The sequence below is a fragment of the Streptomyces sp. NPDC044003 genome, assembly GCF_056435185.1.
Genome location: NZ_JBWKFA010000005.1, coordinates 476,610 through 500,993 on the forward strand (window position 1 = coordinate 476,610; position 24,384 = coordinate 500,993).

Consider the following 24,384-nt stretch of genomic DNA (forward strand, 5'->3'; position numbering starts at 1 on the left):
AAGGACTCCACCGTGACCAGTCTCAGCGTCGAGGTCCTGGCAGCGGACGCCGCCGAACCCATCACCTCGGCAGGCAACGCCCAGCTCGGGATCGCCGTCCTCGCCGGCATCGCCGTCATCGTCCTGCTCATCACCAAGTTCAAGCTGCACGCGTTCCTGGCGCTGACCATCGGGTCGCTGGCGCTCGGCGCGTTCGCGGGTGCCCCGCTCGCGGACACCATCAAGTCGTTCAGCACCGGACTCGGCAACACCGTGGCCGGTGTGGGCGTGCTCATCGCGCTCGGCGCGATCCTCGGCAAGCTGCTCGCCGACTCCGGCGGCGCCGACCAGATCGTGGACACGATCCTGGCGAAGACCGGCAAGCGGGCCATGCCGTGGGCGATGGTCCTGATCGCTTCCGTGATCGGACTGCCGCTCTTCTTCGAGGTCGGCATCGTGCTGCTGATCCCGGTGGTGCTCATGGTCGCCAAGCGCGGCAACTACTCGCTGATGCGGATCGGCATCCCGGCGCTGGCCGGCCTGTCCGTGATGCACGGCCTGATCCCGCCGCACCCCGGCCCGCTCGTCGCGATCGACGCGGTCGGCGCCAACCTGGGCGTGACCCTCGCGCTCGGCCTGGTCGTCGCCATCCCCACCGTGATCATCGCCGGCCCGCTCTTCTCCAAGTACGCCGCCCGCTGGGTGGACATCCAGGCGCCCGAGAAGATGATCCCGGCCCGGCCGTCCGAGGACCTGGAGAAGCGCCCCGGCTTCGGCGCCACCGTCGCGACCATCCTGCTGCCCGTCGTCCTGATGCTGGTCAAGGCGCTCGTCGACATCGTGGTCGACGACCCCGAGAGCGGCGTCCAGAAGGTCACCGACGTCATCGGCTCGCCGCTGATCGCCCTGCTCGCGGCCGTCATAGTCGGGATGTTCACGCTGGGCCGCGCGGCCGGCTTCACCAAGGAGCGGCTGAACTCGACCGTCGAGAAGTCCCTCGCTCCCATCGCCGGCATCCTTCTGATCGTCGGCGCGGGCGGCGGCTTCAAGCAGACCCTGATCGACATCGGCGTCGGCCAGATGATCCTCGACTTCTCGAAGGACTGGTCGATCCCGGCCCTGCTGCTCGCCTGGCTGATCGCGGTCGCGATCCGGCTCGCGACCGGCTCGGCCACGGTGGCGACGATCTCGGCGGCCGGCCTGGTGGCCCCGCTCGCCGAGGGCATGTCGACCGGCGAGGTGTCGCTGCTCGTCCTCGCCATCGGTGCCGGTTCGCTCTTCTTCAGCCACGTCAACGACGCCGGGTTCTGGCTGGTGAAGGAGTACTTCGGCATGAACGTCGGCCAGACGATCAAGACCTGGTCGGTGATGGAGACGATCATCTCGGTCGTCGGCATCGTGTTCGTGCTGCTGCTGTCGCTGGTGCTGTAGGCGACCGGGCACACGCGGGAGCCCCGGAGGTCCTTCTGGACGTCCGGGGCTCCCGTGCGTTCAGCCCCGCAGCAGCGACAGGACCTTCACGCCCAGCTCCAGGGCCTCGCCCGGCTCGTCCACGCACTGCTGGAGGTCGACGAAGCAGCCTTCGGCGCCGGTGTCCCGCACACCCGCGAGGACGGCGGCGACGGCGTCCGCCGTGGCGCCCGGGGCCGGGTTGTGGCGGATCTCGCGGCGCAGGGCACCGGGGTCCCGGCCGGCCTCCTCGGCGGCGCGCCGGGCCTCGTCCCACAGGTGCCCGGCCACACCGGGCGGCATGACGGCGCCGACCCAGCCGGCGGCCCGGCGGCCGACCCGGCGCAGCGCGGCGGGGCTGAAGCCGCCGAGGTAGACGGGCGGGCCGGCCGGCTGGACCGGGCGCAGGCCGACGTACGAGGTGGGGATGGTCCACTGCGGACCCTCGTGGCCGAACTCCTCCTCGGTCCAGATGCCGTGGAGGACGTCGAGGAGTTCGTCGAGGAGGGCACCGCGGCGGCGGAAGTCGGCGCCGGCGGCGGTGTACTCGTCGCGGAGCCAGCCGATCCCGAGTCCGACGTCGAGGCGGCCCTCGCTCACCCGGTCGAGCGAGGTGAGCGAGCGCGCGAGGAGGACCGGCGGGTACCAGGGGCCGTTGAGGGTGCTCGTGCCGAGCCGGGCGCGGCCGGTCGCGGTGGCGGCGACGGTGAGGACGGTGAGCGGGTCGAGGAAGGTCTTGTACTGGTGGGGGTACGGGTTCTCGGGCGTGTGTCCCGGATAGAGGTCGCTGGGGGCGACCGGGGTGAGGGCGCGGTCGCCGACCCAGAGCGAGTCGAATCCGGCCTCCTCGGCGTCCCGCGCGAAGGCGGCGATGCGGTCGGCGCGGGCGTGGGTGCCGTACTGCGGCAGTGCGATGCCTATCTCCATGGCCTCATCCTGGGCAGCGGGACGGCCCGCGACACGAAGGGCTCGGGGTGTGACCCGCACCACATGCGGGGCGCCGCCGTCAGCCGACCGCCTTCGCCGTCAGCCGACCGCCTTGGCTGCCGCCCGGCCCGCCGCGCGGCCCGAGAAGATGCAGCCGCCGAGGAAGGTGCCTTCGAGGGAGCGGTAGCCGTGGACTCCGCCGCCGCCGAAGCCGGCCGCCTCGCCCGCCGCGTACACGCCGTCCAGGGGCTCGCCGCCCTCCGTCAGGACCCGGGAGTCGAGGTCGGTCTCCAGGCCGCCGAGAGACTTGCGGGTGAGGATGTTGAGGCGTACGGCGATCAGCGGGCCGGCCTTCGGGTCGAGGATGCGGTGCGGGGACGCCGTGCGGATCAGCTTGTCGCCCAGGTACTTGCGGGCGCCCCGGATCGCCGTGACCTGGAGGTCCTTGGTGAAGGGGTTGGCGATCTCGCGGTCGCGGGCGGTGATCTCGCGGCGCAGCGCGGCCTCGTCGATCAGCGGCTCGTCGGTGAGCGCGTTCATGCCGCGGACGAGGGCGGAGAGGTCGCTCTCCACGACGAAGTCGACACCGTGGTCCATGAAGGCCTGGACGGGTGCCGGTACGTCGGCGCGGGCGCGGCCGAGGACGTCACGGACGGACTTGCCGGTGAGGTCGGGGTTCTGTTCGGAGCCGGAGAGCGCGAACTCCTTGCCGATGATGCGCTTGTCGAGGACGAACCAGGTGTGGTCGTGACCGGTCCGCATGATGTGTTCGAGGGTGCCCAGGGTGTCGAAGCCGGGGAAGAGCGGGACGGGGAGCCGCTTGCCGGTGGCGTCGAGCCAGAGGCTGGACGGGCCCGGCAGGATGCGGATGCCGTGGCGGGCCCAGATGGGGTTCCAGTTCTCGATGCCCTCGGTGTAGTGCCACATCCGGTCGCGGTTGATGTGATGGGCGCCCGCCTTCTCGGCGATGCCGAGCATCAGTCCGTCGACGTGGGCGGGGACGCCGGAGAGCAGCTTGGCGGGCGGGGTGCCGAGCCGGGCGGGCCACTGCGCGCGGACGAGGTCGTGGTTGCCGCCGATGCCGCCGGAGGTGACGATCACGGCCTGGGCCCGCAGTTCGAAGGTGCCGGTGGCCTCGCGGCTCGACGCGGTGCCGCGGGCGGCGGTGGAGGGGGCCAGGATCTCGCCGGAGACCGTGTCGACGGTTCCGGCCGTGCGGCCGAGTCCGGTGACGCGGTGGCGGAAGCGGAGGTCGACGAGGCCGCGGGCGGCGCCCTCGCGGACCTTGCGTTCGAAGGGGGCGACGAGGCCGGGCCCGGTGCCCCAGGTGATGTGGAAGCGGGGTACGGAGTTGCCGTGGCCGTTGGCGTCGTAGCCGCCGCGCTCGGCCCAGCCGACGACGGGGAAGAAGCGCACCCCGCGCGCGTGGAGCCAGGCGCGCTTCTCACCGGCGGCGAAGTCGACGTACGCCTCGGCCCATTTCCTCGGCCAGTGGTCCTCGGTGCGGTCGAAGCCCGCGGTGCCGAACCAGTCCTGGAGGGCGAGGGCGTGGCTGTCCTTGACGCGCATCCTGCGCTGTTCGGGCGAGTCGACGAGGAACAGGCCGCCGAAGGACCAGTGGGCCTGGCCGCCGAGGGACTGCTCCGGTTCCTGGTCGAGGAGGATCACGGAGCGGCCGGCGTCGACCAGCTCGGCGGTGGCGACGAGGCCGGCGAGGCCCGCCCCGATCACGATCACATCAGCGTCGTAGGACATGGACCGCATCTTGGATACACGAATGTATCGAGTCAACCGTCCGAGCCCTCCCTCGACGTTTCCGTTTTCTAATGTCCAGCATTAATATGAAGGTATGGCAAGGACGTCAGGGCCCGAGACCCGGGAGAAACTGATCCGCGCGGCAGAGGAGCTCTTTGCCGCACAGGGCGTCCACGGCGCACAGCTCCGGGACGTCGTGGCCCTGGCCGGACAGGCCAACCCCTCCGCGGTCCAGTACCACTTCGGCTCGCGCGCCGGACTGCTCGACGCGGTCATGGCGGGCCGCCAGGCCCGTACGGAACAGGTGCTCACGCCCCTCTTCGAGAACGCCCTCCTCGACAGCGTCCGCCTCGACAGCTCGGGCGACGACCTGAGACCGCTGGTCGCCGCGCTCGTCACCGCCGAGGCCAGTGAGCTGCGCACCGACCGGGGCCGCCGCTGCCTGCGGATCTCCGCGCAGCTCAGCCACGAGAGCGGCGTCCGCACCCGCACCCCCCATCCCACGCTCGCCGGCACCGTCTACTGGCGCCTGATCGAGCGGATCGCGGACCGTCTCGCCGCCGGCGGGCTCCCCGAGCCGCTGCTCCTGGAGCGCCTCGACCTGGCGCTGACCGTGGTGGGCGCGGCCATGGCGGACCGGGCCCGGCAGTACCTCGACGGCACCGAGCCGCTCACCGACGAGCCGCTCTTCCTCGCCGATCTCGTCGAGACCACCACCGCGCTTCTCCGGGCCGCACAGCCCCGGAGCGTCTGAACCCGCTGAAAGGGACCTCACATGAACGACCTCACCGGCAAGACCGTGCTCATCACCGGCGGCGCCCGCGGCCTGGGCGCCGAGGCCGCCAGGCTGGCCGTCGCCTCCGGCGCGAACGTCGTGATCACCGACGTCCTCGACGAGGACGGCAAGGCCACGGCCGAGGCGCTCGGCGAGCGGGCCCGGTTCTTCCACCACGACGTGACCTCCGAGGAGGAGTGGGCGGCGGCCGTCGCCTTCGCGGTGGCGGAGTTCGGCGGGCTGCACGGTCTGGTGAACAACGCCGGCATCTCCACCGGGGCGTTCCTGGAGACCGAGTCCGTCGAGCACTTCCGCAAGGTCCTCGACATCAACCTGACCGGCGTCTTCATCGGTATGAAGGCCGCGATACCGGCGATGAAGGAGGCCGGCGGCGGCTCCATCGTCAACATCTCCTCGGCCGCGGGCCTGATGGGCCTGGCGCTGACCGCCGGGTACGGCGCCTCCAAGTGGGGCGTGCGCGGCCTGACGAAGATCGGCGCGGTGGAGCTCGGCACGGCGAAGATCCGCGTCAACTCCGTCCACCCCGGCATGACCTACACCCCGATGACGGCCTCCGTCGGCATCGAGCGCGGCGAGGGCAGGTACCCGAACACGCCGATGGGCCGGGTCGGCGAGGCCGACGAGATCGCGGGCGCGGTCGTCTTCCTGCTCTCGGACGCCGCCTCGTACGTGACGGGCGCGGAGCTCGCCGTGGACGGCGGCTGGACGACCGGTCCGACCGTCAAGTACGTCATGGGGCAGTGATTTCATGGGCGCATGAGCGCCTCTGAAGAGATCCTCGACGTCGTCGACGAGCACGACCGGGTCATCGGGCAGGCCCCGCGCGGTGAGGTGTACGCGCGGGGCCTGATCCATCGCTGCGTCTTCGTCCGGGTCCGGGACGCCGAGGGCAGGGTCTTCGTCCACCGCAGGACGCCGACGAAGCTGGTCTTCCCCTCGATGTACGACATGTTCGTCGGCGGGGTCGTCGGCACGGGCGAGTCCTACGACGAGGCCGCGCTGCGGGAGGCCGAGGAGGAGCTCGGGGTGTCCGGGCTGCCCCGCCCCGAGCCGGTGCTGCGGTTCCTGTACGACTCCGGGGGCGTGGCCGGGAAGTGGTGGTCGGCGGTCTACGAGGTCCGCTGCGAGCTGCCGGTCAGCCCTCAGGTGGAGGAGGTCGCCTGGCACGGCTTCCTCACGGACGGGGAGCTGGAGGAGCGCCTCGGCACCTGGGAGTGGGTACCGGACGGCCTCGCCGCGTACGAGATGCTGCGGGCTCGCTGATCGTCCGGCGCGCAGCCGAGTGCCGGGCCCACCGATCATCCGGCGCGCGGCCGGTGGCGGGCCCGCCGATCACCCGGTACGCAGCATGTGTCGGGCCCGCCGATCATCCGGCCGTTAGGGTGCACGAGTGAGCGAATTCGTGCAGAGCCTGCGGTTGTGGTTCGCGCCGCAGCGGATCAGGGACGAGGGCGAGACCCCCGACTACCGCTTCTCCCTGGCCAACGAGCGGACCTTCCTCGCCTGGATCCGGACCGCGCTCGCCCTCGTCGGCGGTGGCTTCGCCGTCGACCAGTTCCTGCCGGACCTGCGCTGGGGCGTGCGCGTCGGGCTCGCGCTCGCGCTGCTCGCCGCGGGAGTGCTGTGCGCCCTGCGGGCGGTGAACCACTGGGTGCGCTGCGAGCGGGCGATGCGGCGCGGCGAGGACCTGCCGACCTCCCGGTTCCCGGCGCTGCTCAGCCTGGCGGTGGCCGTGGTGGCGCTCGCGATGGTGGTGCTCGTCGTCTTCGGCTGGGCCGGGCGGTGAGCACGGCCGCCGAGACCCGGGATCCGGGGCTCCAGCCGGAGCGGACCCGGCTGGCGTGGCGGCGTACGACCCTGTCGTGCACGGTCGTCGCGGTGCTCGCCGTGAAGCTGACCGTCAGCGACGAGATCACGGCGAAGGAGCTGACCGGGCTCGCGCTGTCGTCCCTTGTGTGGGTCGCCTTCCTTGCCGTGGCGCACCGGCGGATCCGTTCCCTGGGCGCGGCCCGGCCGCTCCCGCTCTCCCACCGGGGCGCGCTGCTCGCGGCGGGGTGCACGATCGCGCTCGCCGTCTTCGGGGCGGCGGTGATCTGGTGACCCCGCGCCTCTAGGGGACGGTGACCACGACCTTGCCGTTGAGGCCGCCCGCCGCGTTGGCGCGCTGGGCCTCGGCGGCCTGTTCCAGGGGGAACGACCTGGCCACCCGTACGGTGAGGACGCCCGCGTCGGCCAGCTCGGCGAGGGCCGCGAGGTCGGCGGCGTCGGGGCGGGTCCAGAAGTAGATGCCGCCCAGGGCGAGGACCTCGCCGTCGGCGATCGACGCCAGGCGGCCCTGAGGGGCGAGGAGCGGGGCGGAGAGCTTCAGGAACGGGCCGCCGATGGTGTCGAGGACGGCGTCCACGCCCGCCGGGGCGAGGGCGCGGACCTGGTCGGTGAAGGTCTCCTCGTCGTAGCGGACGGGGTCGGCGCCGAGCTCCGCGACCCGTTCCAGGCCCGCGTCCCTGGCCGCGCCGATGACCCGGCAGCCGAGGTGGCGGGCGATCTGGACGGCCATCGAGCCGACTCCGCCGGCCGCCGCGTGGACGAGGACGGTGTCCCCGGGCCGTACCGCGAGGGCCCGGTGGAGCGCCTGGTACGCGGTGAGGCCGGCGAGCGGGAGGGCCGCGGCCTCCTCGAAGTCGAAGGTGCGGGGCTTGCGGGCGAGGGTGCGGACGGGGGCGGCGACGTACTCGGCGAAGGTGCCCCGGGAGAGGAAGTCCTCGCGGACGTACCCCATGACCTCGTCGCCCACGGCGAACTCGGGGACGGAGAGGCCGAGCCGGACGACGACACCGGAGACGTCCCAGCCGGGGACGACCGGGAAGACCGCGTCCATCATGCCGTCGAGGTATCCGGCCTGGCACTTCCAGTCGACCGGGTTGACGGCGGCCGCCCGCACCTCGATCAGGACCGCGTCGGGTCCGATCTTGGGCTCGGGCAGCTCGCCGTACTCCAGGACCTCGGGGCCGCCGTACCGGCTGTAGCTGATCGCCTTCATACCCCCGACCCTCGGTGCGACCGGGCCGGCCCGCAAGCCGGGGCGCCGGTCGCCGGCGTCAGCCGCCGAGCGCCACCGGCGGCGGGAGCATGGCGCGCGGGTCGCGGCCCGAGGTCCAGAGGCCGATGAGGAAGGCGGTGGTCGCCTCCAGGAGGTCCGCGTGCGCCAGCGGGCCGGCGACGAAGGGGGCGCAGCCCAGGTCGGCGGCGAGGGTGGAGACGAGCGCGAGGGCCGCCTCGTCGTCCCCGCAGAGGGGGACGGCGACCGGTCCGTCCGCGAAGACGGGCGGGGTGCGGCTCCACACCGCCGGCGTGACGTGGTTGAAGGCCTTCACCACCCGGGCGCCCGTCGCGGCGGCGAGGGTGCGGGCGGCTCCGGGGCCCTCGCCGGTGGTGAGGACCGGGCCCGGGCCCACCGCGTTGGTGCAGTCGATCAGGATCCGTCCGCCGAACGAGCCGACGGGGCCCACCGTTTCGAGGGCCGGCAGGACCGCGTCGTACGGCAGGGCCAGGAGGGTCGCCTCGCCGAAGCGGGCCGCCTCGGCGAGGGTGCCCGGCCGGGCCCCCGTGCTCGCGGCGAGCGCGGCGGTCCGTTCCGCGTCGCGGCCGCCGACGAGCACCTCGTGGCCCGCCCTGACCCATCCTCCGCCGAGCGCCCGTGCCATCGCTCCCGTACCCAGTACTCCCACCCGCATGGGGCGTCCTCCCTCACGTACCGTTGTGCGTGTTGACCTGAACGACCGTAGGCGGGTGGTGACTTACCGGATGGTTCCCGACCGGGTCCTCGCGGACTGCCGGGCGCGGCTCGGCTTCGACCTGCTCTCCCACACCTGGAACGGGGTCGTCCTGTACGCGCTCGCGGACGGGCCGCGGCGGCCCGGCGAGCTGCGGACGGCGATCGGCGGGATCAGCGCGAAGGTGCTGACGGAGACGCTGCGACGCCTCGAGGGGTACGCGCTCGTGGAACGGCGGGCGTACGAGGAGACGCCGCCCCGGGTCGAGTACGCGCTGACCGCGCTGGGGCGTTCGCTGCTCGGGCCGATCGAGGCCCTGGGGCGGTGGTCGGCGGAGTACGGGGACGCGTTCGTGGCGGCGCAGGGGTGGGACGCGGAGTAGGCGGTTCCGACTTCCCCCGGGCCGGGGCCGACTGGCACTCTTCCCCTGTCCAGTCGGACTCTCATCCGGGGGAATCCCTTTGTCTGCCACGTCCACCGATCCCTATGTGGTCACGCTCGCTCCGCACGTGCACGCCTTCGTCCAGCCCGACGGCGGCTGGTGCCTGAACAACGCCGGGTTCCTCGGCGACGCCGACGAGTCGCTGCTCGTCGACACCGCCGCCACCGAGCGCCGGGCGCGGCTGCTGCGCGAGGCGGTGCTCGCCGAGGGGCTGCCGCTGCCGCGGACCATCGTCTCCACCCACCATCACGGCGACCACACCTACGGCAACGGGGTGTTCTGCCCCGAGGCGCGGATCGTGGGCCACGAGAACTGCCGGTCCGAGCAGCTCGCGGCCGGGCACCAGCTCCATCTGCTGTGGCCGCAGACCGACTTCGGGCGGGTCGACATCCTGCCGCCGTCCGTCACGTACAGCGAGCGGCTCACCCTGTACGTCGGCGGGATCGAGGTGCGGGTGCTGCACCCGGGCGCCGCGCACACCACCGGCGACTCGATCGTCCATCTCCCGGAGCAGGGCGTCGTCTTCACCGGTGACCTGGTCTTCCACGGCGGGACGCCGTTCCTGCCGATGGGTTCGCTCGCCGGTTCGCTGCGCGCGCTCGACCTGCTGCGGTCCCTCGACGCGCCGACGGTCGTGCCCGGGCACGGGCGGGTCACCGACCCCTCGGCGTACGACACCACGGAGCGGTACCTGCGGTGGGTGGCGGAGCTGGCCGCCGAGGGGTACGCGAAGGGGGCGACGCCGCTGGAGACGGCGCGGCGCGCCGAGCTCGGCGAGTTCGCCGCGTGGCGGGAGAGCGAGCGGCTGGTGGCGAACCTGCACCGGGCGTACGCGGAACTGGAGGGGCTGCCGGAGGGGTCGCCGCTGGATCCGGTGGCGGTGTTCGGGGACATGGCGGCGATGAACGGCGGGGTGCCGGTGGCTTGCCACGCGTAACGCCGGTACGGGCCCGCGCCTGAGCTGGGCGGTGCCCCGGCCCACCCCCCGTGTGGGCAATCGTCCCGCTGGGCGGGACGGGTGGGCACACGGGACGGCGCCCTTCAGCGGCGCCTCCGCGTTCCGAGCCTGGACCCGCACCACGATCGCGCCGTACCTGCGGGTGCGGGTTCAGGCGCGGAAGCCTCTGGCGCCGGCAGGGCGCGGGTCCGTTGTGCCCACCCGTTCCGCCCCAGCGGAACGCATGCCCACAACGGGGCGGGCGCGGGGCCTACCAGCGGTTCGGGGTCCAGGTCGGGTTCGTCGCTCGCATCGCCGCCGCGTCGTCCCGGTCCCGGAACCCGCCGTCGTCCTTCAGCCACCGGTCGTGCAGGCCGGCGAGGGCCTCGCGGTCGAGGTGCACGCCCAGGCCCGGCGCGTCGGAGACCCTGAGGCGGCCCTCGTGGAAGACGGGGCGGGTCGTGACGACGTCCTCCGTCTGCCACGGGTAGTGGGTGTCGCAGGCGTGGTGGAGGCCCGGCAGGGTGGCCGCGACCTGGGTCATGGCGGCGAGGCTGATGCCCAGGTGGGTGTTGGAGTGCATGGAGAGCCCGACGCCGTACGTCCGGCAGAGCGCGGCCAGTTCGCGGGTGCGGTGGAGTCCGCCCCAGTAGTGGTGGTCGCAGAGCACGATCCGTACCGCCCCCTTGGCGAAGGCTTCCGGGACCTCCTCGAAGGTGGTGACGCACATGTTGGTGGCGAGCGGCACGTCCGTGCTCCCGGCGACCGCCGCCATCTCGGCCGTGCCGCTCGCCGGGTCCTCCAGGTACTCCAGGACGTCCTTGAGCTCGCGGGCGACGGCGAGCGAGGTCTCCACGGACCAGGCGCCGTTGGGGTCGAGGCGGAGCGGGCGGCCGGGGAACTCCCGCGCGAGGGCCCTGATGGCGGCGATCTCCCGTTCGGGCTCGAAGACCCCGCCCTTCAGTTTGAAGGAGCGGAAGCCGTACTCCCGGTCGAAGCGGCGCGCCTGGGCGACGATGCCGGCCGGGTCGAGCGCCGCGCCCCAGTCGTCCGTACCGGCCCACTTGTAGAAGAGGTACGCGCTGTACTCGACCTCGTCGCGGACCTTGCCGCCGAGGAGCGCGTGGACGGGCAGGCCGAGGGTCTTGCCGAGGGCGTCGAGGCAGGCGGTCTCGAAGGCGGAGACGACGGAGAGGCGGAGCTTCTCGGCCGTTCGGACCCCGCGCAGGCCGCTCGCGTCGACCCCCTCGTCCGTGTCCGGCTGCGACGCGCTCCCGGTCTCCGCCGCCAGAGCGAAGAGTCCGTTCACGTCTGTGACCGACCGGCCCGGGAGTGCCTCGGCCAGCCGGTGGGCGACGTCCAGGTAGACGGTGTCGCCGTACGTCTCGCCGAGGCCGCTCACCCCTCCCCTGGTGACGACTTCCACCACGAGTCGGGGCGTGTAGGGCTGGTGGACGCCCTGGGTGTTGAGGAGAGGCGGGTCGGAGATGAGGATCGGGGTCAGCCGGACTTCGTCGACGATCAGCTTCGCATCCATATGTGAACTCTATTCATGGACGCGATCGGAGAACAGAGGGCCCGCGGCGCTTTCGCCGCGCCCCTCTGGACGACATACCGACTGGTCGGTCATCATGAACGCCGACCGAAGCCGATCCGGAGGTACGCACGTATGAGCTCCGCCCCGCCGCCAGGACTCGACCCCGAGCAGCTGCGCCGATTCCTCGACCGCGAGCGGCCCGGCCTTGTGTCCGGCCCCCTCGAAGCCCGGTTGATCGAGGGCGGCCGGTCGAACCTGACGTACGTCGTGAGCGACGGCACCGGCCGCTGGGTGGTCCGGCGGCCCCCGCTCGGCCACGTCCTCGCCACCGCCCACGACATGCGGCGCGAGCACCGCGTCATCAGCGCGCTGGCCGGGACGGGTGTGCCCGTCCCGGGGACCGTGCTGTTCTGCGACGACGAATCCGTGCTCGGCGCGCCGTTCTACGTCATGGAGTTCGTCGACGGAACGCCGTACCGCTCGGCCCGCCAGCTCGCCCCGCTCGGCCCCGAGCGCACCCGCGCGGCCGTCCTCGGCCTCGTCGACACGCTCGTCGACCTGCACGCCGTCGACCCCGAGGCCGTCGGTCTCGGCGACTTCGGGCGCCCGGAGGGCTTCCTCGACCGGCAGCTGCGCCGCTGGGGCAAGCAGCTCGACGCCTCGCGCGGCCGCGAGCTGCCCGGCATCGACGAGCTGCACGCCGCCCTCGGGCGCGCGCTGCCCGTCTCGCCCGCGCCGACCGTGATCCACGGCGACTACCGGCTGGACAACGTCCTCGTCGGCGAGGACGACCGCATCCGGGCCGTCCTCGACTGGGAGATGTCCACCCTCGGCGACCCGCTCACCGACCTCGGCCTCCTCGTCATGTACAGCACGCCGCTCGACGTCCCGGACTCCCCCGTCTCCACGACCGCGACGGCCCCCGGGCATCCGAGCGTCGCCGAGCTGGTCGAGCGCTACGCCGCCCGCTCGGGCCGCGACACCTCCGGGCTCGCCTGGTACACGGCCTTCGCCTGGTTCAAGCTGGCCGTGATCCTGGAGGGCATCCACTACCGCTGGACCCTCGGCCAGACCGTCGGCGCCGGCTTCGACCGCATCGGCGAACTCGTCCCCGTCTTCATCGACCACGGCCTGACCACCCTTCAGGAGGGCTGAACCACCATGGACTTCGCCTACGACGCGCGCACCGAGGAACTGCGCGGAAAGCTCCTCGCCTTCATGGACGAGCACGTCTACCCGGCCGAGGCCGTCGCCGAGGAGCAGCGCGCCCTGCTCGCCTCGCCCTGGGACACCCCGCAGGTCGTGGAGGATCTCAAGGCCGAGGCCAAGCGGCAGGGCCTCTGGAACCTCTTCCTCCCGGACGCCGAGTACGGCGCCGGGCTCACCAACCTCCAGTACGCACCGCTCGCCGAGATCACCGGCCGCAGCCCGCACCTCGCCCCGACCGCCCTCAACTGCGCCGCCCCGGACACCGGGAACATGGAGCTGCTCGCCCAGTTCGGCGACGAGGCGCAGAAGAAGCAGTGGCTGGAGCCGCTCCTCGCCGGCGAGATCCGCTCGGCCTTCGCGATGACCGAGCCCGAGGTCGCCTCCTCCGACGCGACCAACATCGAGACCCGGATCCGGCGGGACGGCGACGAGTACGTCGTCGACGGTCGCAAGTGGTACATCTCCGGGGCGATGAACCCCGACTGCCGGATCTTCATCGTCATGGGCAAGACCGACCCCGACGGGCCGGACCTCCGCCGTCAGCAGTCGATGATCCTCGTGCCGCGCGACACCCCGGGCGTCGAGGTCCGGCGCGCGATGCAGGTGTACGGCTACGAGGACCACTACCACGGCGGCCACGCCGAGGTGATCTTCGACGGGGTCCGGGTCCCGGCCGCGAACATCGTCGGCGAGGAGGGCGGCGGCTTCGCCATCGCGCAGGCCCGGCTCGGCCCCGGCCGCATCCACCACTGCATGCGGCTCATCGGTATGGCGGAGCGGGCGGTCGAGCTGATGTGCCGGCGCGCCGTCTCCCGTACCGCCTTCGGCAAGGCGCTCGCCCAGCAGGGCGTCGTGCAGAACTGGATCGCCGACGCCCGGGTGACCATCGAGCAGCTGCGGCTGCTCGTCCTCAAGACGGCCTGGCTGATGGACACCGTCGGCAACCGGGGCGCGCACACCGAGATCCAGGCCATCAAGATCGCGACCCCGCGCGCCGTCGTCGACATCATCGACAAGGCCGTGCAGGCGCACGGGGCCGGCGGTGTCTCGCAGGACTTCCCGCTGGCCGAACTGTGGGCGGCGGCGAGGACACTGAAGCTGGCGGACGGGCCGGACGAGGTGCACCAGCGGTCGCTGGCGCGGCGGGAGCTGAAGAAGTACCTCTAGCCCGGTCCTACGGGCGCAGGGCCCGCAGCAGGAGGTCGGCGAGGTGGTCGGCCACCTGCTGCGGGGTCAGCGGGCCGTCCGGGCGGTACCACGTCGACAGGTGGTGCACCGAGCCGAAGTGGTAGTCCACGACGAGGTCGGCGGGCGTGGCGGAGGAGAAGACGCCCGCCCGCTGGCCTTCCTCGATCAGGGCCCGGAAGCGCTCGTGGTAGTGGCGCCGCTCGGACCGCACCTGCTTGTTCTTCTCGGGGCTCAGGTGGTGCATGGAGCGGAAGAAGATGGCGGCGTCGTCGAGGTTCTCGATGGTGGTGACGACGACGTCGGCGGCGGCGGCGCGCAGCCGGTCCTCGATGGGCTCGTCGGCGTCCGCGAAGGCGTCGAGCCGTTCCTGCTGGAGGCGCAGGACGCGGGAGTAGACCTCCTGGAGGAGGTCCTCCTTGGATCCGAAGTAGTGGTAGAGCGCGCCCTTGGTGACCCCGGCGGCCTCGACGATCTCCTGGACGGAGGTGCGGTCGTAGCCCTGCTCCGCGAAGAGCCGGGTGGCGGCGGCGAGGAGTCTCTGGGGAACGGGGGCACCGTTCCCGTCCGTCGTCCTGGCCATGCTCCGCCGCCTTCCTTGGTGATCGTTTTCGGTCACGGGAACGCGTTCCCGTCCGTAGATCTTCCCATCCGCCCGGGCCTACGGCTGACGGGTGCCCGTCTCCCAGGTCCGCTGGACGTGGTTCATCGTGGTGAGCCACCGTTCGGGGTCGGTGGCGCGATTGCGGTAGTAGCCGGCGACCTCGGGGTGGGGCAGGACGAGGAAGCGGTCGGCGGCGATGGCGTCGAGGAGGGCGGCGGCGACGTCCTCGGGCTCGATGGCCGTGGGGGCGAGGACGAGCTCGCCGGCCGATCCGGCGGCGGTGAGCATGTCCGTACGCACGCCCTGCGGGCAGATGGCGTGGACCTTGAGGCCGCGGTGGCGGTAGGTGAGGGAGAGCCATTCGGCGAAGGCGTACGCGCCGTGCTTGGAGACGCTGTACGGCGCGGCGCCGATCATGGTGAGCAGTCCGGCGGCGGAGACGGTGGAGACGAAGCGGCCGCTGCCGCGCTCCAGCCACTCCGGGAGGAGGGCGCGGGCCGCGCGGACGTGGGCCATGACGTTGACGTCCCAGGCGGCGGCCCAGACGTCCTCGTCGGCGAAGGCGTCGCCGGGCGAGGAGAGTCCGGCGTTGGCGCACCAGACGTCGACGGTGCCGCCGAGGGCCTCGCGGGCCTCGTCGACGACGGCGGAGGCGTCGCCGGGGACGGCGACGGCGCCGATCTCCTCGGCGACGGCCTTGGTGCGCCCGGGGTCCAGGTCGTTGACGACGACCCGGGCACCCTCGGCGGCGAAGCGGCGGGCGAGGGCGGCGCCGATGCCGCCGCCCGCTCCGGTGACGACGACACCGGCGCCCCGGAGTTCGTTCGTGTCCGCGGTCATGGACCCACCTCTCGGCTGTGACGGCTCTGGGCCGTGACGACGCGGACAGACTAACCGGTCGGTATGGAGCGGCGGAAGACCCGTTCCGCACGCCTCGTTCCCCGGGGCCGTCAGGAGCGCTAGCGTGCGTGCCCATGTCACTGGCGAGGAGGTCCCGCATGAGCCTGTCGCGACGGAGTCTGCTGGCCGCAGGAGGCGGCGCCCTCGGGGTGGCGGCGACGGCCGGCGCCGCCGGCCCCGCGTCCGCCGCCGGGGGCCACGGCCGGGTGCGGACGGGCTTCGAGCGGCTCGCGGCCGACGGATACGCGCTCCTCGCGGGCGAGCGGGTCGGCGTCGTCACCAACCCGACCGGCATCACCCCGGACGCGCGGCACATCGTCGACGTGATGCACGCCGACGAGCGGGTGGACCTGGTCGCCGTCTTCGGCCCCGAGCACGGCTTCCGGGGCACCGCCCAGGCGGGCGGCTCCGAGGGCCGCTACGACGACCCGGCGACCGGACTGCCCGTCTACGACACGTACCTGAAGAGCGGGCAGCCTCTCGCGGACGTCTTCACCGCCTCCGGGGTGGACACGGTCGTCTTCGACATCCAGGACGTCGGCGCCCGCTTCTACACGTACATCTGGACGCTGTACGACTGCATGGCGGCCGCCGCCCTCGCCGGGAAGCGGTTCGTCGTCCTGGACCGGCCGAACCCGGCGACGGGACGGGCGGCGCTCGGGCCCGTCCTGGACCGGGCGTTCGCGACCTTCGTCGGGCGGGAGCCGATCGCGCAGGCGCACGGCATGACGGTGGCCGAGCTGGCCGGTCTCTTCAACGGCGAGTTCCTGGCCGCGCCCGTCGCCCTGGAGACCGTGACGATGACGGGCTGGCGGCGGTCGGAGTTCTTCGACGCGACCGGCCTGCCGTGGGTGCCGCCCAGCCCGAACATGCCGACGCCGGAGACCGCGCTCGTCTACTCCGGCACCTGCCTCTTCGAGGGCACGAACCTCTCCGAGGGCCGGGGCACCACCCGTCCCTTCGAACTCCTCGGCGCCGAGGGCGTCGACCGGCGGTGGGCGGAGGCGGCGAACGCCCTCGGCCTCCCCGGGGTCCGGTTCCGCGAGGCGTACTTCGCCCCGACCTTCTCCAAGTTCCAGGGGAAGACGGTCGGCGGGGTGCAGCTGCACGTCCACGACCGGGGGTCCTTCGACCCGGTACGGACCGGGATCGGGCTGCTCGTCACGGCCCGGAGCTCCTGGTCCGGCTTCGCCTGGCGGGCGGACAACTGGATCGACAAGCTGACCGGTTCGACCCGGGTACGGACCCTGATCGACGCCGGTGCGGGCGTCGACGAGGTCGTCGGGGCGTGGGAGGCGGACCTGGCGGCCTTCCGGTCGGTGCGCGAGGAGTATCTGCTGTACCGGTGACGGGGGTTGGCCCCCGTACAGGACGGGGGCCGGCGGGATGTCCCCCGGGTGTCCCACCGACCACGCTTGCCCCATGAACCTCTCCTTACGACGCCGTCGTCTGCCCCTCGTGGGGCTTCTGCTCGCCGCCTGCCTGGGCTCCCTCGCACCCGCCGCGGGCGCCGCCGCGGCCCCGGCCGGACCCGATCCCGCGCGGGAACTCGCCGGCTCCGCCCGGCCCCTGACCGATCTGCGGCCCCTCGACCGGATGATCGGCTCGGCCAAGGTCGTCGGCCTCGGCGAGGCCACCCACAGCTCGGCGGAGTTCTTCGAGGCCAAGCACCGGATCTTCGAGCACCTCGTGGAGTCCCGGGGCTTCACCACCTTCGCCCTGGAGGCGCCCTGGTCCACCGGACTCCTCGTCGACGCCTGGGTCCGCACCGGCGAGGGCGACATCCGGGCGATCATGCGCGACGAGTTCCAGGAGTCGTACCGCCTGTGGAACACCGAGGAGTACCTCGACCTCTTCCGGTGGATGCGGCGGCACAACCAGCTCCACCCCGGACACCCGGTCCGCTTCCTGGGCAACGACCTCGGCTACGCGGGACCGAACCTCTTCGACACCGTCACCTCGCACGTCGCCCGTGTCCACCCGGCGCTCCTCCCCCGCTTCCGGGAGCTGTACCGGGACTCGCGGCCCACGGGCGAGGTGGAGGCCTGGATGAAGGGGTACATGGAGAAGCCGCACGCCGAGCGGCAGCGGATGGCCGGCGACGTGAACCGCGCCCTCGCCCTCCTGGAGCGGCAGAAACCCGGCAAGGGCCCCGGGGCGCGGGAGGCGCACCTGTGGGCGGTGCAGCACGCGCGCGCGATCGCCCAGGTCGGCACCGAGTACGCCCACGACCTGACGACGCCGGAGGGTCTCGCCGCGGCGATGCTCTACCGCGACCGGGTCATGGCGGAGAACACCGTGTGGTGGCAGCGGTCGACCGGCGACCGGATCGTGCTCTCCGCGCACAACGGGCACGTCGGCTACGAGACGCCGAAGCCGGACCAGTACCCCAGGCTCCAGGGCGCCTTCCTGCGGGACGCCCTCGGCCGGGACTACGTGAGCGTGGGCGCCTCCTTCGGGCAGGGCTCCTTCAACGCGCACGACACCGGCGCCCCCGGCGAACCGCTCCGCACCTTCACCGTCGCCCCGCTCGGCCCCGACAGCAACTCCCACACCCTGGACCGGGTCGCGGCCGGCCCCTTCTACCTGGACCTGAGGCGTACGACTCCGGCGGCGCGCGACTGGCTGGGCGTGCCCCGGCCGGCCCGGCACGTCGGCACGGTCTTCCCCTGGCCGGGCGACATCGTGCCGGAGCGGCTGTCCACCGCGTACGACCTGCTGATCCACTTCCCCCGGATCTCGGCGGCCCGACTGCGCTGACCGCATGTCGCAGGTCTGGACGGGGCCGTGCGCGGGCATCCTTGCGGAGGAGCCGCCGCCCGCGCACGGGGCGCACTCGGCGCTGCGGCCCCCTCGACGTGGAGGGACGGGTCTGGTCGTGACCGGGATGAGTGTGGAGCCGTACCGGGAGATCACCTTCGACAAGGACGGCGACGGGCCGCCGGGCCAGGCCTCGGAGCTCGCCGCGCTGGCCCGGCAGGGCGTAGGCGACCTGGTGGTGTTCGCGCACGGGTGGAACAACTCCCCGTCCGGCGCCACCCGGCTCTGCTCCGATTTCTTCGCCCCCTTCCCCGGGCTGCTCGCACCCGGGGTGGAGGCGGGGTACGCGGGGCTCGTCTGGCCCTCGATGATGTTCACGGACGAGCCGGTGCGCGACTACCGGGCCCTGGTGACGGTCCTCCCGGAGAAGGAGCCGGTCATCGGGCGGCTCACGGAGCTCATCGACGCGGCGCCGGCGTCCGAGGCGGCGTTCGAGGAGTTCGGGGCGCTGCTGCGGGAGCTGACGGACGTGGACGCGGAGTCCGTGGCCGTCGCGGAGTCGGTGCCGGAGTTCCTGGTCGCGGACCCGGTGGCGGTGTGCGCCCTGTTCACGGGAGCCCTCGAATCCGAGGGAGCGGTCCCGGAGGAAGGCTTCGGCGCGGGGCTGAAGAAGTACTGGAAGGGCGCCAGGGAGGCGCTGCGGCAGGCCACGTACTACGTGATGAAGAAGCGGGCCGGGCAGGTCGGCGAGCATGGGCTCGGGCCGCTGCTCGGCGAGGTCGCGCGCGCCGCCCCCGGGCTCCGCATCCACCTGGTGGGCCACAGCATGGGCGCCCGGCTCATCTCGTACGCGCTGCGGGGGCTGCCCGGCGGGGCCCGGCCGGTCGCCTCCGTGACGCTCCTCCAGGGTGCCTTCTCGCACTACGCGTTCGCGGCGCGGCTGCCGCACGACCCCGGGCGGCCCGGCTCGCTGCGGGACCTCCAGAACCGGGTCCGGGGGCCGGTGGTGGCCTGCTACTCGCGGCACGACTCGGCGCTCGGGGTGGTGTACCCGCTGGCGTCCCGGCTCGCGAACGACTCCGAGTCGCTGGCCGGCGCGACCGTGGGGCTGCTCGGCGCGGACGACCCCCGCTGGGGCGCGATCGGGCACGACGGCGTGCAGGCCGTGCCCGGGGCGGTACGGCTGAGCCTCGCGGAGGCCCTGCGCGACGGGGTGCCGGACTCCGGGTGCGTGAGTGTGGACGCGGCCGAGGTGGTCCGCTCGCACAGCGACATCCGCCATCCCGAGCTGGCCCAGGTCGTGGTCTCGGCGGCCCGGGCGGGCCGGTAGAACCCACCGGACGCGCTGGTTCCGTCAGGTGACGGGCGTCTCTTCCACCCCGTTGATGGCTGCCATCGGAATTTCGATGGAACACGGCGGGGTTCCCGTTCGTCCCTCTGATAGCGCGGAAGGACCAGCGGCGGAGGTGGCGAGGGATGGCCGGTTTCCGGAGTCTCGCGAGACAGGTGCGCGATCCGGGGTGCGACACGGCGCTGCGCAGATACTCACTGCGCAAGTGCCTGGAGAGGTTCGCGCCCTACGGGCACCGCGCGACCTGGGACCATCTGTGCCGCCGGCACAGATTCGGTCCGGAGGACCGGGAGCTCGACCCGGGGCGCCTCGTGGCGGCGCTCGACGAGCTGGAGGAGGCGCGGGCCGTGTGGCTCGCGTACGAGGAGCGGTTCGCCGCCCGGCGGCGGCGCGAGAAGCACGAGGGGCTGCGCGGGCTCGGCGCGCTCGACGACTGGCACCGGCGGGTCTGGGGCGGCAACGGCGTGGTCCGCTGCGGCGACCCGGCGGTGCATCCCTCGGACCCGCTGCCGGAGGTGCTGCGGCGGCTGATCAGCGCCCTGGAGCGGGGGCCGGGCGAGGCGTGCCCGGTGTGCGCGGGGCCGCGGATCGAGTGGGCGGGGCCGGGTGACCCGTACGAGCCGTGGCTGGGCCCGGTGTGCGGGGACTGCGGGGTGGGCGTCCCGCGGGCGGTCCTGACCTCGGGGGCGCTGGCCCGGGCGCGCGGGGACCGGCGCCGGCCGCTGGCCTCGGCGGCGTGAGCGCTTCGCGCGCGGTGCTCCAGGTGTGTCTCAACGGGTCTCGGGGGCCCGGGGACTCGGCGGCGGTCCCGATGACGCCGGAGTCCCTGGCGGAGTCCGCGGCCCGGGCGGTGGCGGCGGGGGCCCGGGAGGTGCGGGTCCATCCCCGTACACCGTGCGGCGGCACGTCGTTGTCGCCACGGGTGCTCGGGCCGGTCCTGACGGCGATCGGGGCGGCGGTGGAGACTCCGGTGCGGGTCACGACGGCGGCTTCCGCCGAGCCCGACCCGGGGCGCAGGGTGGAGCGGATCCGCTCCTGGACGGTGCTCCCCGGTCTGGTGTCGGTCGACTGGCACGAGCCGGGTGCCGAGGAGGTGGCGACGGCCCTCCTGGAGCGCGGGGTCGGGGTCGAGGCCGCGCTGTGGTCCGGCACGGAGGGCCCGGCCCTGTTCGCACGCTCCCCGCTGGCGCCGAGGGTGCGGCGGGTCCTCGCGAAGGTCACGGGCCCGGAGGCCGCGAAGGTGACGGGCCCGGACGGCTCCGCGGACGCCGCGAAGTTCAGCGGCCCGGACGACGATCCCCTGGCCACCGCCCGCGCCCTGCTCGCGGCGCTGGCCGTGCCGGCCGGGGTCCCGGTGCTGCTGCACGGTGAGGAGGGCGGCGCCTGGCCGGTGCTGCGGCTCGCCCGCCGCCTGGGCGCGGACGCCCGGATCGGTCTGGAGGACACCTTGTTCCTGCCGGACGGCACCCTGGCGCGCTCCAACGCCGAGCTGGTCGCGGCGGCCCTGGCGTACTAGTCGGTGGTCTCCTCGGCCGGGCGGCGTACGGGGAGGAGGCGGGAGCCCGCCATCTGCTCGCCGAAGCGGTCGTCGGGGTTGGACAGGACGCAGGTCTCCAGGGAGAGGCAGCCGCAGCCGATGCAGTCCGTCAGGTGGTCGCGGAGCCGGCCGAGCTGCTTGATGCGCTCGTCGAGTTCGGTGCGCCAGGCCGCGGAGAGCCGGGCCCAGTCCTCGTTCGTGGGGGTGCGCTCCTCGGGGAGCTGTGCCAGGGCCTCCCGGATGGTGGCCAGGGGGATGCCGACCCGCTGCGCGGCGCGGACGAAGGCGACCCGGCGGAGTGTGTCGCGGCCGTAGCGGCGCTGGTTGCCGCTGGTGCGGCGGCTGCTGATGAGCCCCTTCGCCTCGTAGAAGTGCAGGGCGGAGACCGCGGCCCCGCTGCGGGCGGAGAGCTGGCCGACGGTGAGTTCGTGGATCTTCTCTGGAATCTGCGGCACCCGTCGAACCCTACTGGTCCGTCATCGGCGGCCGTTGACAGCGGCCTCCGCACCCCACATGCTGAGCAAGCGCTTGGATACCGACCATTAGGTATGCCGTATGCCGTACCAGAAGGGACGAGGAACATGGCCGAGCCGAGGATCTTCACCTCCGCCGAGGAGCTGCGCGCGGGGGTCGGCGAGCAGCTGGGGCACAGCGACTGGGTGGAGATCGACCAGAAGCGGATCGACCTCTTCGCGGAGGCGACCGGGGACCACCAGTGGATCCATGTGGACCCGGAGCGCGCCGCCGCCGGCCCCTTCGGCACGACGATCGCGCACGGCTATCTGACGCTGTCGCTGCTGCCGCTGTTCGTCCCGCAGGTGCTGCGGGTCGAGGGCATGAAGATGGGCCTCAACTACGGGACGGAGAAGGTGCGCTTCCCCGCCCCGGTCCCGGTGGGCTCGCGGCTGCGCGCCACCGCCGTCCTGACGAAGGTCGAGGAGGCCGGCGGCGGCGTGCAGGTGACGGCGGCCGTGACCGTGGAGCGCGAGGGCTCCGAGAAGCCGGTCTGCGTGGCCGAGTCGGTCTCCCGCTACTACTTCTGAGCGCCGGCCATCCGGAGGACGAGGTCGGCGTAGAGCGCGCCGACCTCGTCGGCCGTCCGGCGGCCCTGCGTGTTGAACCAGCGCGAGACGTCGATGCAGAGGGAGAGCACGGCGACCGTGGTGCCGGGCACGTCCGCCACCTCGAACTCGCCCGCGGCCACGCCCTCGTTGATGATGCGGCGGATCACGGCCTCGGACTCGCGGCGCAGCTCCACGATCTCGGCGCGGTGCTCGGGGCCGAGGGCGTCGAGCTCGTACTGGACGACGCGCGCGGTCGTGTGACGCTCCGCGTGCCAGCGGACGAAGGAGCGTACGGCGTCGGCTAGGCGCTCGGCGGCGGTGCCGTCGCCGTCGGCCGCGGCCCGGAGGATCTCCAGGGCCTTGTCGTGGCCGATGCGGCTGATCCGGTGGAGCAGCTCTTCCTTGGTCTTGTAGTGGATGTAGAGCGCGGCGGGGCTCATCCCGGCGCGGCCCGCGATGTCCCGGGTGGTGGTGGCGTGGTAGCCGCGCTCGGCGAACGCCTCGACGGCGGCCACGAGCAGCCGCCGGGCCGCCTCGGGCGTGACCTCGCCCCAGGCCATGTCCTCGACCCCGGGCGTCTCCTCCGCCGCGCTCATCCCACACTCCTTCTCGACCCCGTCAGGACGAACACCATACAACGAGGGTGAGCAAGCGCTTAGATCCTTCGGGTGCTCATCCGAGCTTCTGGAAGGGGTCGTGCTCGGCGAGGAGCTTCTCCAGGCGGGCCTGGTCGACCCGGCTGACGATCTGACCGGCCTCCTGGCGGTCGCGGACGACCTTGGCGAGGGTGAAGGCCGAGGTCGTGAGGTACAGGACCGAGATCGCGAGGAAGGCCCGCACCCAGCCGCTGGCGTCGAGCTGGTAGATCCCGATGGCCACGGCCGCGATGGCGATCCCGAAGGAGATGACGGCCTGCATGTAGTAGGCGGCGGTGTTCTGCTGCTTGACCGGTGTGTCGCTCATGCCGCACAGCATCGGACGGATGTGGCCGGCGCCACATCCGTCCGCGTACTCAGCGACGTACTCAGAAGGCCGAGACCCCGGTCAGCGCCCGGCCGATGATGAGCTTCTGGATCTGACTGGTGCCCTCGTACAGGGTCATGACGCGGGCGTCGCGGACCAGCTTCCCGACCGGGTACTCGTCGATGTAGCCGTAGCCGCCGAAGACCTGGAGGGCGTTGTTCGCGGCGCGGACGGCGGCCTCGGAGGCGTACAGCTTGGCCTTGGAGGCGGCGGTGGCGAAGTCCTGGCCCCGGTCGATCAGGTCGGCGACCCGCCAGGTGAGCAGGCGGGCGGCGTCCACGTCGACGGCGATGTCGCTGAGGAGCTCCTGGACCAGCTGGTACGAGGCGATGGGCTTTCCGAACTGCTCGCGCTCCCCCGCGTACCGCACGGCGGCGTCGAGGGCGGCCTGGGCGATGCCGACGCAGCCGGCGGCGACCGACATGCGGCCCTTGGCGAGGGCGGACATGGCGACGGCGAAGCCCTTGCCCTCGGGGCCGAGCATCGCGGCGGCCGGGACGCGGACGTCCTCCAGGACCAGTTCGGCGGTGGCCTGGCCGCGCAGGCCGAGCTTGCCGTGGACGGGGCGACGGGTGAGTCCGGGGGTGTCGGTGGGGACGAGGAAGGCGGAGACGCCCTTGTGGCCGGGGGTGTCGTTCGTGCGGGCGAAGAGCAGGACGACATCGGCCCAGGTGCCGTTGGTGATGAACATCTTGCTGCCGTTGACGACGTACGTGTCGCCGTCCCGCACCGCGCGGGTGGCCAGGCTCCCGGCGTCGGAGCCGGTGCCGGGCTCGGTGAGGCCGAAGCAGCCGAGCGCCTCGCCGGCCGTGAGCCGGGGCAGCCACGCCTGCTTCTGCTCCTCGCTGCCCCAGGAGGCGATGGTCTTGGCGACCAGGCCGAGGGAGACGGAGACGATGCCGCGCACGGAGGAGTCGCCGCGCCCCAGCTCCTCGGTGACGAGGCAGTACGCGAGGTGGTCACCGCCCGAACCGCCGTACTCCTCCGGGATGGTGAGGCCGAGGAAGCCGACGGCGCCGAGCTTCTTCACGATGCCCCGGTCGACCTCCTCGGCGCGGTCCCACGCGGTCGCGTGCGGGGTGACCTCGCGGGCGACGAAGTCCTCGGCGAGCCGCCGTACGGCCTCCTGCTCCTCGCTCAGTTCCAGATTCATGCG

27 protein-coding genes are annotated in these 24,384 nt (G+C 73.0%); 16 read left to right on the plus strand and 11 right to left on the minus strand.

What is annotated here, in order from left to right; translation table 11 throughout:
- The first annotated feature begins 12 nt into the window (after positions 1-12).
- Entirely contained in the window at positions 13-1,410 is a 1,398-nt protein-coding gene (locus AC07AW_RS22655) for a GntP family permease (protein ID WP_478817259.1), read from the plus strand.
- Between the two features lie 60 nt (positions 1,411-1,470).
- Here AC07AW_RS22655 and AC07AW_RS22660 read toward each other — a convergent pair whose 3' ends face one another.
- Positions 1,471-2,355 (minus strand): TIGR03619 family F420-dependent LLM class oxidoreductase, encoded by an 885-nt coding sequence (locus AC07AW_RS22660; RefSeq protein WP_478817260.1) that lies wholly within the window; start codon positions 2,353-2,355, stop codon positions 1,471-1,473.
- A gap of 99 nt (positions 2,356-2,454) precedes the next feature.
- Complete coding sequence (locus AC07AW_RS22665) at positions 2,455-4,110, minus strand: FAD-binding dehydrogenase (RefSeq protein WP_478817261.1); 1,656 nt, start codon at positions 4,108-4,110, stop codon at positions 2,455-2,457.
- A 94-nt stretch (positions 4,111-4,204) separates the two neighbouring features.
- On the opposite strand from AC07AW_RS22665, the gene AC07AW_RS22670 reads away from it, so the two are divergent.
- From AC07AW_RS22670 to AC07AW_RS22690, 5 genes are all read left to right on the plus strand, one after another.
- On the plus strand, positions 4,205-4,864 hold the full coding sequence (locus AC07AW_RS22670) for a TetR/AcrR family transcriptional regulator (RefSeq protein ID WP_478817262.1): 660 nt from the start codon (positions 4,205-4,207) through the stop codon (positions 4,862-4,864).
- 21 nt (positions 4,865-4,885) lie between these two features.
- Complete coding sequence (locus AC07AW_RS22675) at positions 4,886-5,650, plus strand: glucose 1-dehydrogenase (RefSeq protein ID WP_478817263.1); 765 nt, start codon at positions 4,886-4,888, stop codon at positions 5,648-5,650.
- Positions 5,651-5,662: 12 nt separating this feature from the next.
- Positions 5,663-6,169, plus strand: a complete 507-nt coding sequence (locus AC07AW_RS22680) for an NUDIX domain-containing protein (RefSeq protein WP_478817264.1) — start codon at positions 5,663-5,665, stop codon at positions 6,167-6,169.
- A 127-nt stretch (positions 6,170-6,296) separates the two neighbouring features.
- Complete coding sequence (locus tag AC07AW_RS22685; RefSeq protein ID WP_478817265.1) at positions 6,297-6,692, plus strand: YidH family protein; 396 nt, start codon at positions 6,297-6,299, stop codon at positions 6,690-6,692.
- The gene (locus AC07AW_RS22690) at positions 6,689-7,006 is read left to right on the plus strand and encodes a DUF202 domain-containing protein (protein ID WP_478817266.1); all 318 of its coding nucleotides are present in this window, start codon (positions 6,689-6,691) and stop codon (positions 7,004-7,006) included. The genes AC07AW_RS22685 and AC07AW_RS22690 overlap by 4 nt, the downstream gene beginning before the upstream one ends.
- A 10-nt stretch (positions 7,007-7,016) precedes the next feature.
- Here AC07AW_RS22690 and AC07AW_RS22695 read toward each other — a convergent pair whose 3' ends face one another.
- Complete coding sequence (locus AC07AW_RS22695; protein WP_478817267.1) at positions 7,017-7,946, minus strand: NADP-dependent oxidoreductase; 930 nt, start codon at positions 7,944-7,946, stop codon at positions 7,017-7,019.
- Between the two features lie 58 nt (positions 7,947-8,004).
- A complete protein-coding gene (locus AC07AW_RS22700; protein WP_478817268.1) occupies positions 8,005-8,640 on the minus strand; it encodes an NADPH-dependent F420 reductase in 636 nt (211 codons plus the stop codon).
- A 70-nt stretch (positions 8,641-8,710) separates the two neighbouring features.
- On the opposite strand from AC07AW_RS22700, the gene AC07AW_RS22705 reads away from it, so the two are divergent.
- Together AC07AW_RS22705 and AC07AW_RS22710 are read left to right on the plus strand one after the other, a co-directional pair.
- The gene (locus AC07AW_RS22705; protein ID WP_478817395.1) at positions 8,711-9,061 is read left to right on the plus strand and encodes a winged helix-turn-helix transcriptional regulator; all 351 of its coding nucleotides are present in this window, start codon (positions 8,711-8,713) and stop codon (positions 9,059-9,061) included.
- Positions 9,062-9,140: 79 nt separating this feature from the next.
- Entirely contained in the window at positions 9,141-10,058 is a 918-nt protein-coding gene (locus AC07AW_RS22710) for an MBL fold metallo-hydrolase (protein ID WP_478817269.1), read from the plus strand.
- A gap of 271 nt (positions 10,059-10,329) precedes the next feature.
- Here the strand turns inward: AC07AW_RS22710 and AC07AW_RS22715 are convergent, their stop codons facing one another.
- Positions 10,330-11,595 (minus strand): enolase C-terminal domain-like protein, encoded by a 1,266-nt coding sequence (locus AC07AW_RS22715; protein ID WP_478817270.1) that lies wholly within the window; start codon positions 11,593-11,595, stop codon positions 10,330-10,332.
- A 132-nt stretch (positions 11,596-11,727) separates the two neighbouring features.
- Between AC07AW_RS22715 and AC07AW_RS22720 the strand changes: the two genes are divergently transcribed.
- Together AC07AW_RS22720 and AC07AW_RS22725 are read left to right on the plus strand one after the other, a co-directional pair.
- On the plus strand, positions 11,728-12,750 hold the full coding sequence (locus AC07AW_RS22720) for a phosphotransferase (protein ID WP_478817271.1): 1,023 nt from the start codon (positions 11,728-11,730) through the stop codon (positions 12,748-12,750).
- Positions 12,751-12,756: 6 nt separating this feature from the next.
- Entirely contained in the window at positions 12,757-13,971 is a 1,215-nt protein-coding gene (locus AC07AW_RS22725; RefSeq protein ID WP_478817272.1) for an acyl-CoA dehydrogenase family protein, read from the plus strand.
- Positions 13,972-13,978: 7 nt separating this feature from the next.
- On the opposite strand, the gene AC07AW_RS22730 is transcribed toward AC07AW_RS22725, so the two are convergent.
- A complete protein-coding gene (locus AC07AW_RS22730; protein WP_392154406.1) occupies positions 13,979-14,572 on the minus strand; it encodes a TetR/AcrR family transcriptional regulator in 594 nt (197 codons plus the stop codon).
- Between the two features lie 78 nt (positions 14,573-14,650).
- Entirely contained in the window at positions 14,651-15,433 is a 783-nt protein-coding gene (locus tag AC07AW_RS22735; RefSeq protein ID WP_478817273.1) for an SDR family oxidoreductase, read from the minus strand.
- A 158-nt stretch (positions 15,434-15,591) separates the two neighbouring features.
- Here AC07AW_RS22735 and AC07AW_RS22740 point away from each other — a divergent pair, with 158 nt between their 5' ends.
- The 5 genes from AC07AW_RS22740 to AC07AW_RS22760 all read left to right on the plus strand — a co-directional run bounded on the left by AC07AW_RS22740 (position 15,592) and on the right by AC07AW_RS22760 (position 21,120).
- Positions 15,592-16,842 (plus strand): exo-beta-N-acetylmuramidase NamZ family protein, encoded by a 1,251-nt coding sequence (locus AC07AW_RS22740; protein WP_478817274.1) that lies wholly within the window; start codon positions 15,592-15,594, stop codon positions 16,840-16,842.
- 73 nt (positions 16,843-16,915) lie between these two features.
- Complete coding sequence (locus AC07AW_RS22745; RefSeq protein WP_478817275.1) at positions 16,916-18,253, plus strand: erythromycin esterase family protein; 1,338 nt, start codon at positions 16,916-16,918, stop codon at positions 18,251-18,253.
- Positions 18,254-18,380: 127 nt separating this feature from the next.
- Positions 18,381-19,583, plus strand: coding sequence for an alpha/beta hydrolase family protein (locus tag AC07AW_RS22750; protein ID WP_478817396.1), 1,203 nt, complete (start codon positions 18,381-18,383; stop codon positions 19,581-19,583).
- A 146-nt stretch (positions 19,584-19,729) separates the two neighbouring features.
- Entirely contained in the window at positions 19,730-20,344 is a 615-nt protein-coding gene (locus AC07AW_RS22755; RefSeq protein WP_478817276.1) for a hypothetical protein, read from the plus strand.
- 71 nt (positions 20,345-20,415) lie between these two features.
- Positions 20,416-21,120 (plus strand): 3-keto-5-aminohexanoate cleavage protein, encoded by a 705-nt coding sequence (locus AC07AW_RS22760; protein ID WP_478817277.1) that lies wholly within the window; start codon positions 20,416-20,418, stop codon positions 21,118-21,120.
- On the opposite strand, the gene soxR is transcribed toward AC07AW_RS22760, so the two are convergent.
- On the minus strand, positions 21,117-21,596 hold the full coding sequence (gene soxR / locus AC07AW_RS22765; RefSeq protein WP_478817278.1) for a redox-sensitive transcriptional activator SoxR: 480 nt from the start codon (positions 21,594-21,596) through the stop codon (positions 21,117-21,119). The two genes, AC07AW_RS22760 and soxR, sit on opposite strands and share 4 nt — an antisense overlap.
- Positions 21,597-21,722: 126 nt before the next feature.
- Here soxR and AC07AW_RS22770 point away from each other — a divergent pair, with 126 nt between their 5' ends.
- Positions 21,723-22,184 (plus strand): MaoC family dehydratase, encoded by a 462-nt coding sequence (locus AC07AW_RS22770; protein ID WP_150159851.1) that lies wholly within the window; start codon positions 21,723-21,725, stop codon positions 22,182-22,184.
- Here AC07AW_RS22770 and AC07AW_RS22775 read toward each other — a convergent pair.
- The 3 genes from AC07AW_RS22775 to AC07AW_RS22785 all read right to left on the minus strand — a co-directional run bounded on the left by AC07AW_RS22775 (position 22,175) and on the right by AC07AW_RS22785 (position 24,381).
- A complete protein-coding gene (locus AC07AW_RS22775; RefSeq protein ID WP_478817279.1) occupies positions 22,175-22,801 on the minus strand; it encodes a TetR/AcrR family transcriptional regulator in 627 nt (208 codons plus the stop codon). The two genes, AC07AW_RS22770 and AC07AW_RS22775, sit on opposite strands and share 10 nt — an antisense overlap.
- 76 nt (positions 22,802-22,877) lie before the next feature.
- Positions 22,878-23,168, minus strand: coding sequence for a YiaA/YiaB family inner membrane protein (locus AC07AW_RS22780; protein WP_351190444.1), 291 nt, complete (start codon positions 23,166-23,168; stop codon positions 22,878-22,880).
- A 61-nt stretch (positions 23,169-23,229) separates the two neighbouring features.
- Positions 23,230-24,381: an acyl-CoA dehydrogenase family protein gene (locus tag AC07AW_RS22785; protein WP_478817280.1), complete on the minus strand. Its 1,152-nt coding sequence runs from the start codon at positions 24,379-24,381 to the stop codon at positions 23,230-23,232.
- Positions 24,382-24,384: the final 3 nt, after the last annotated feature.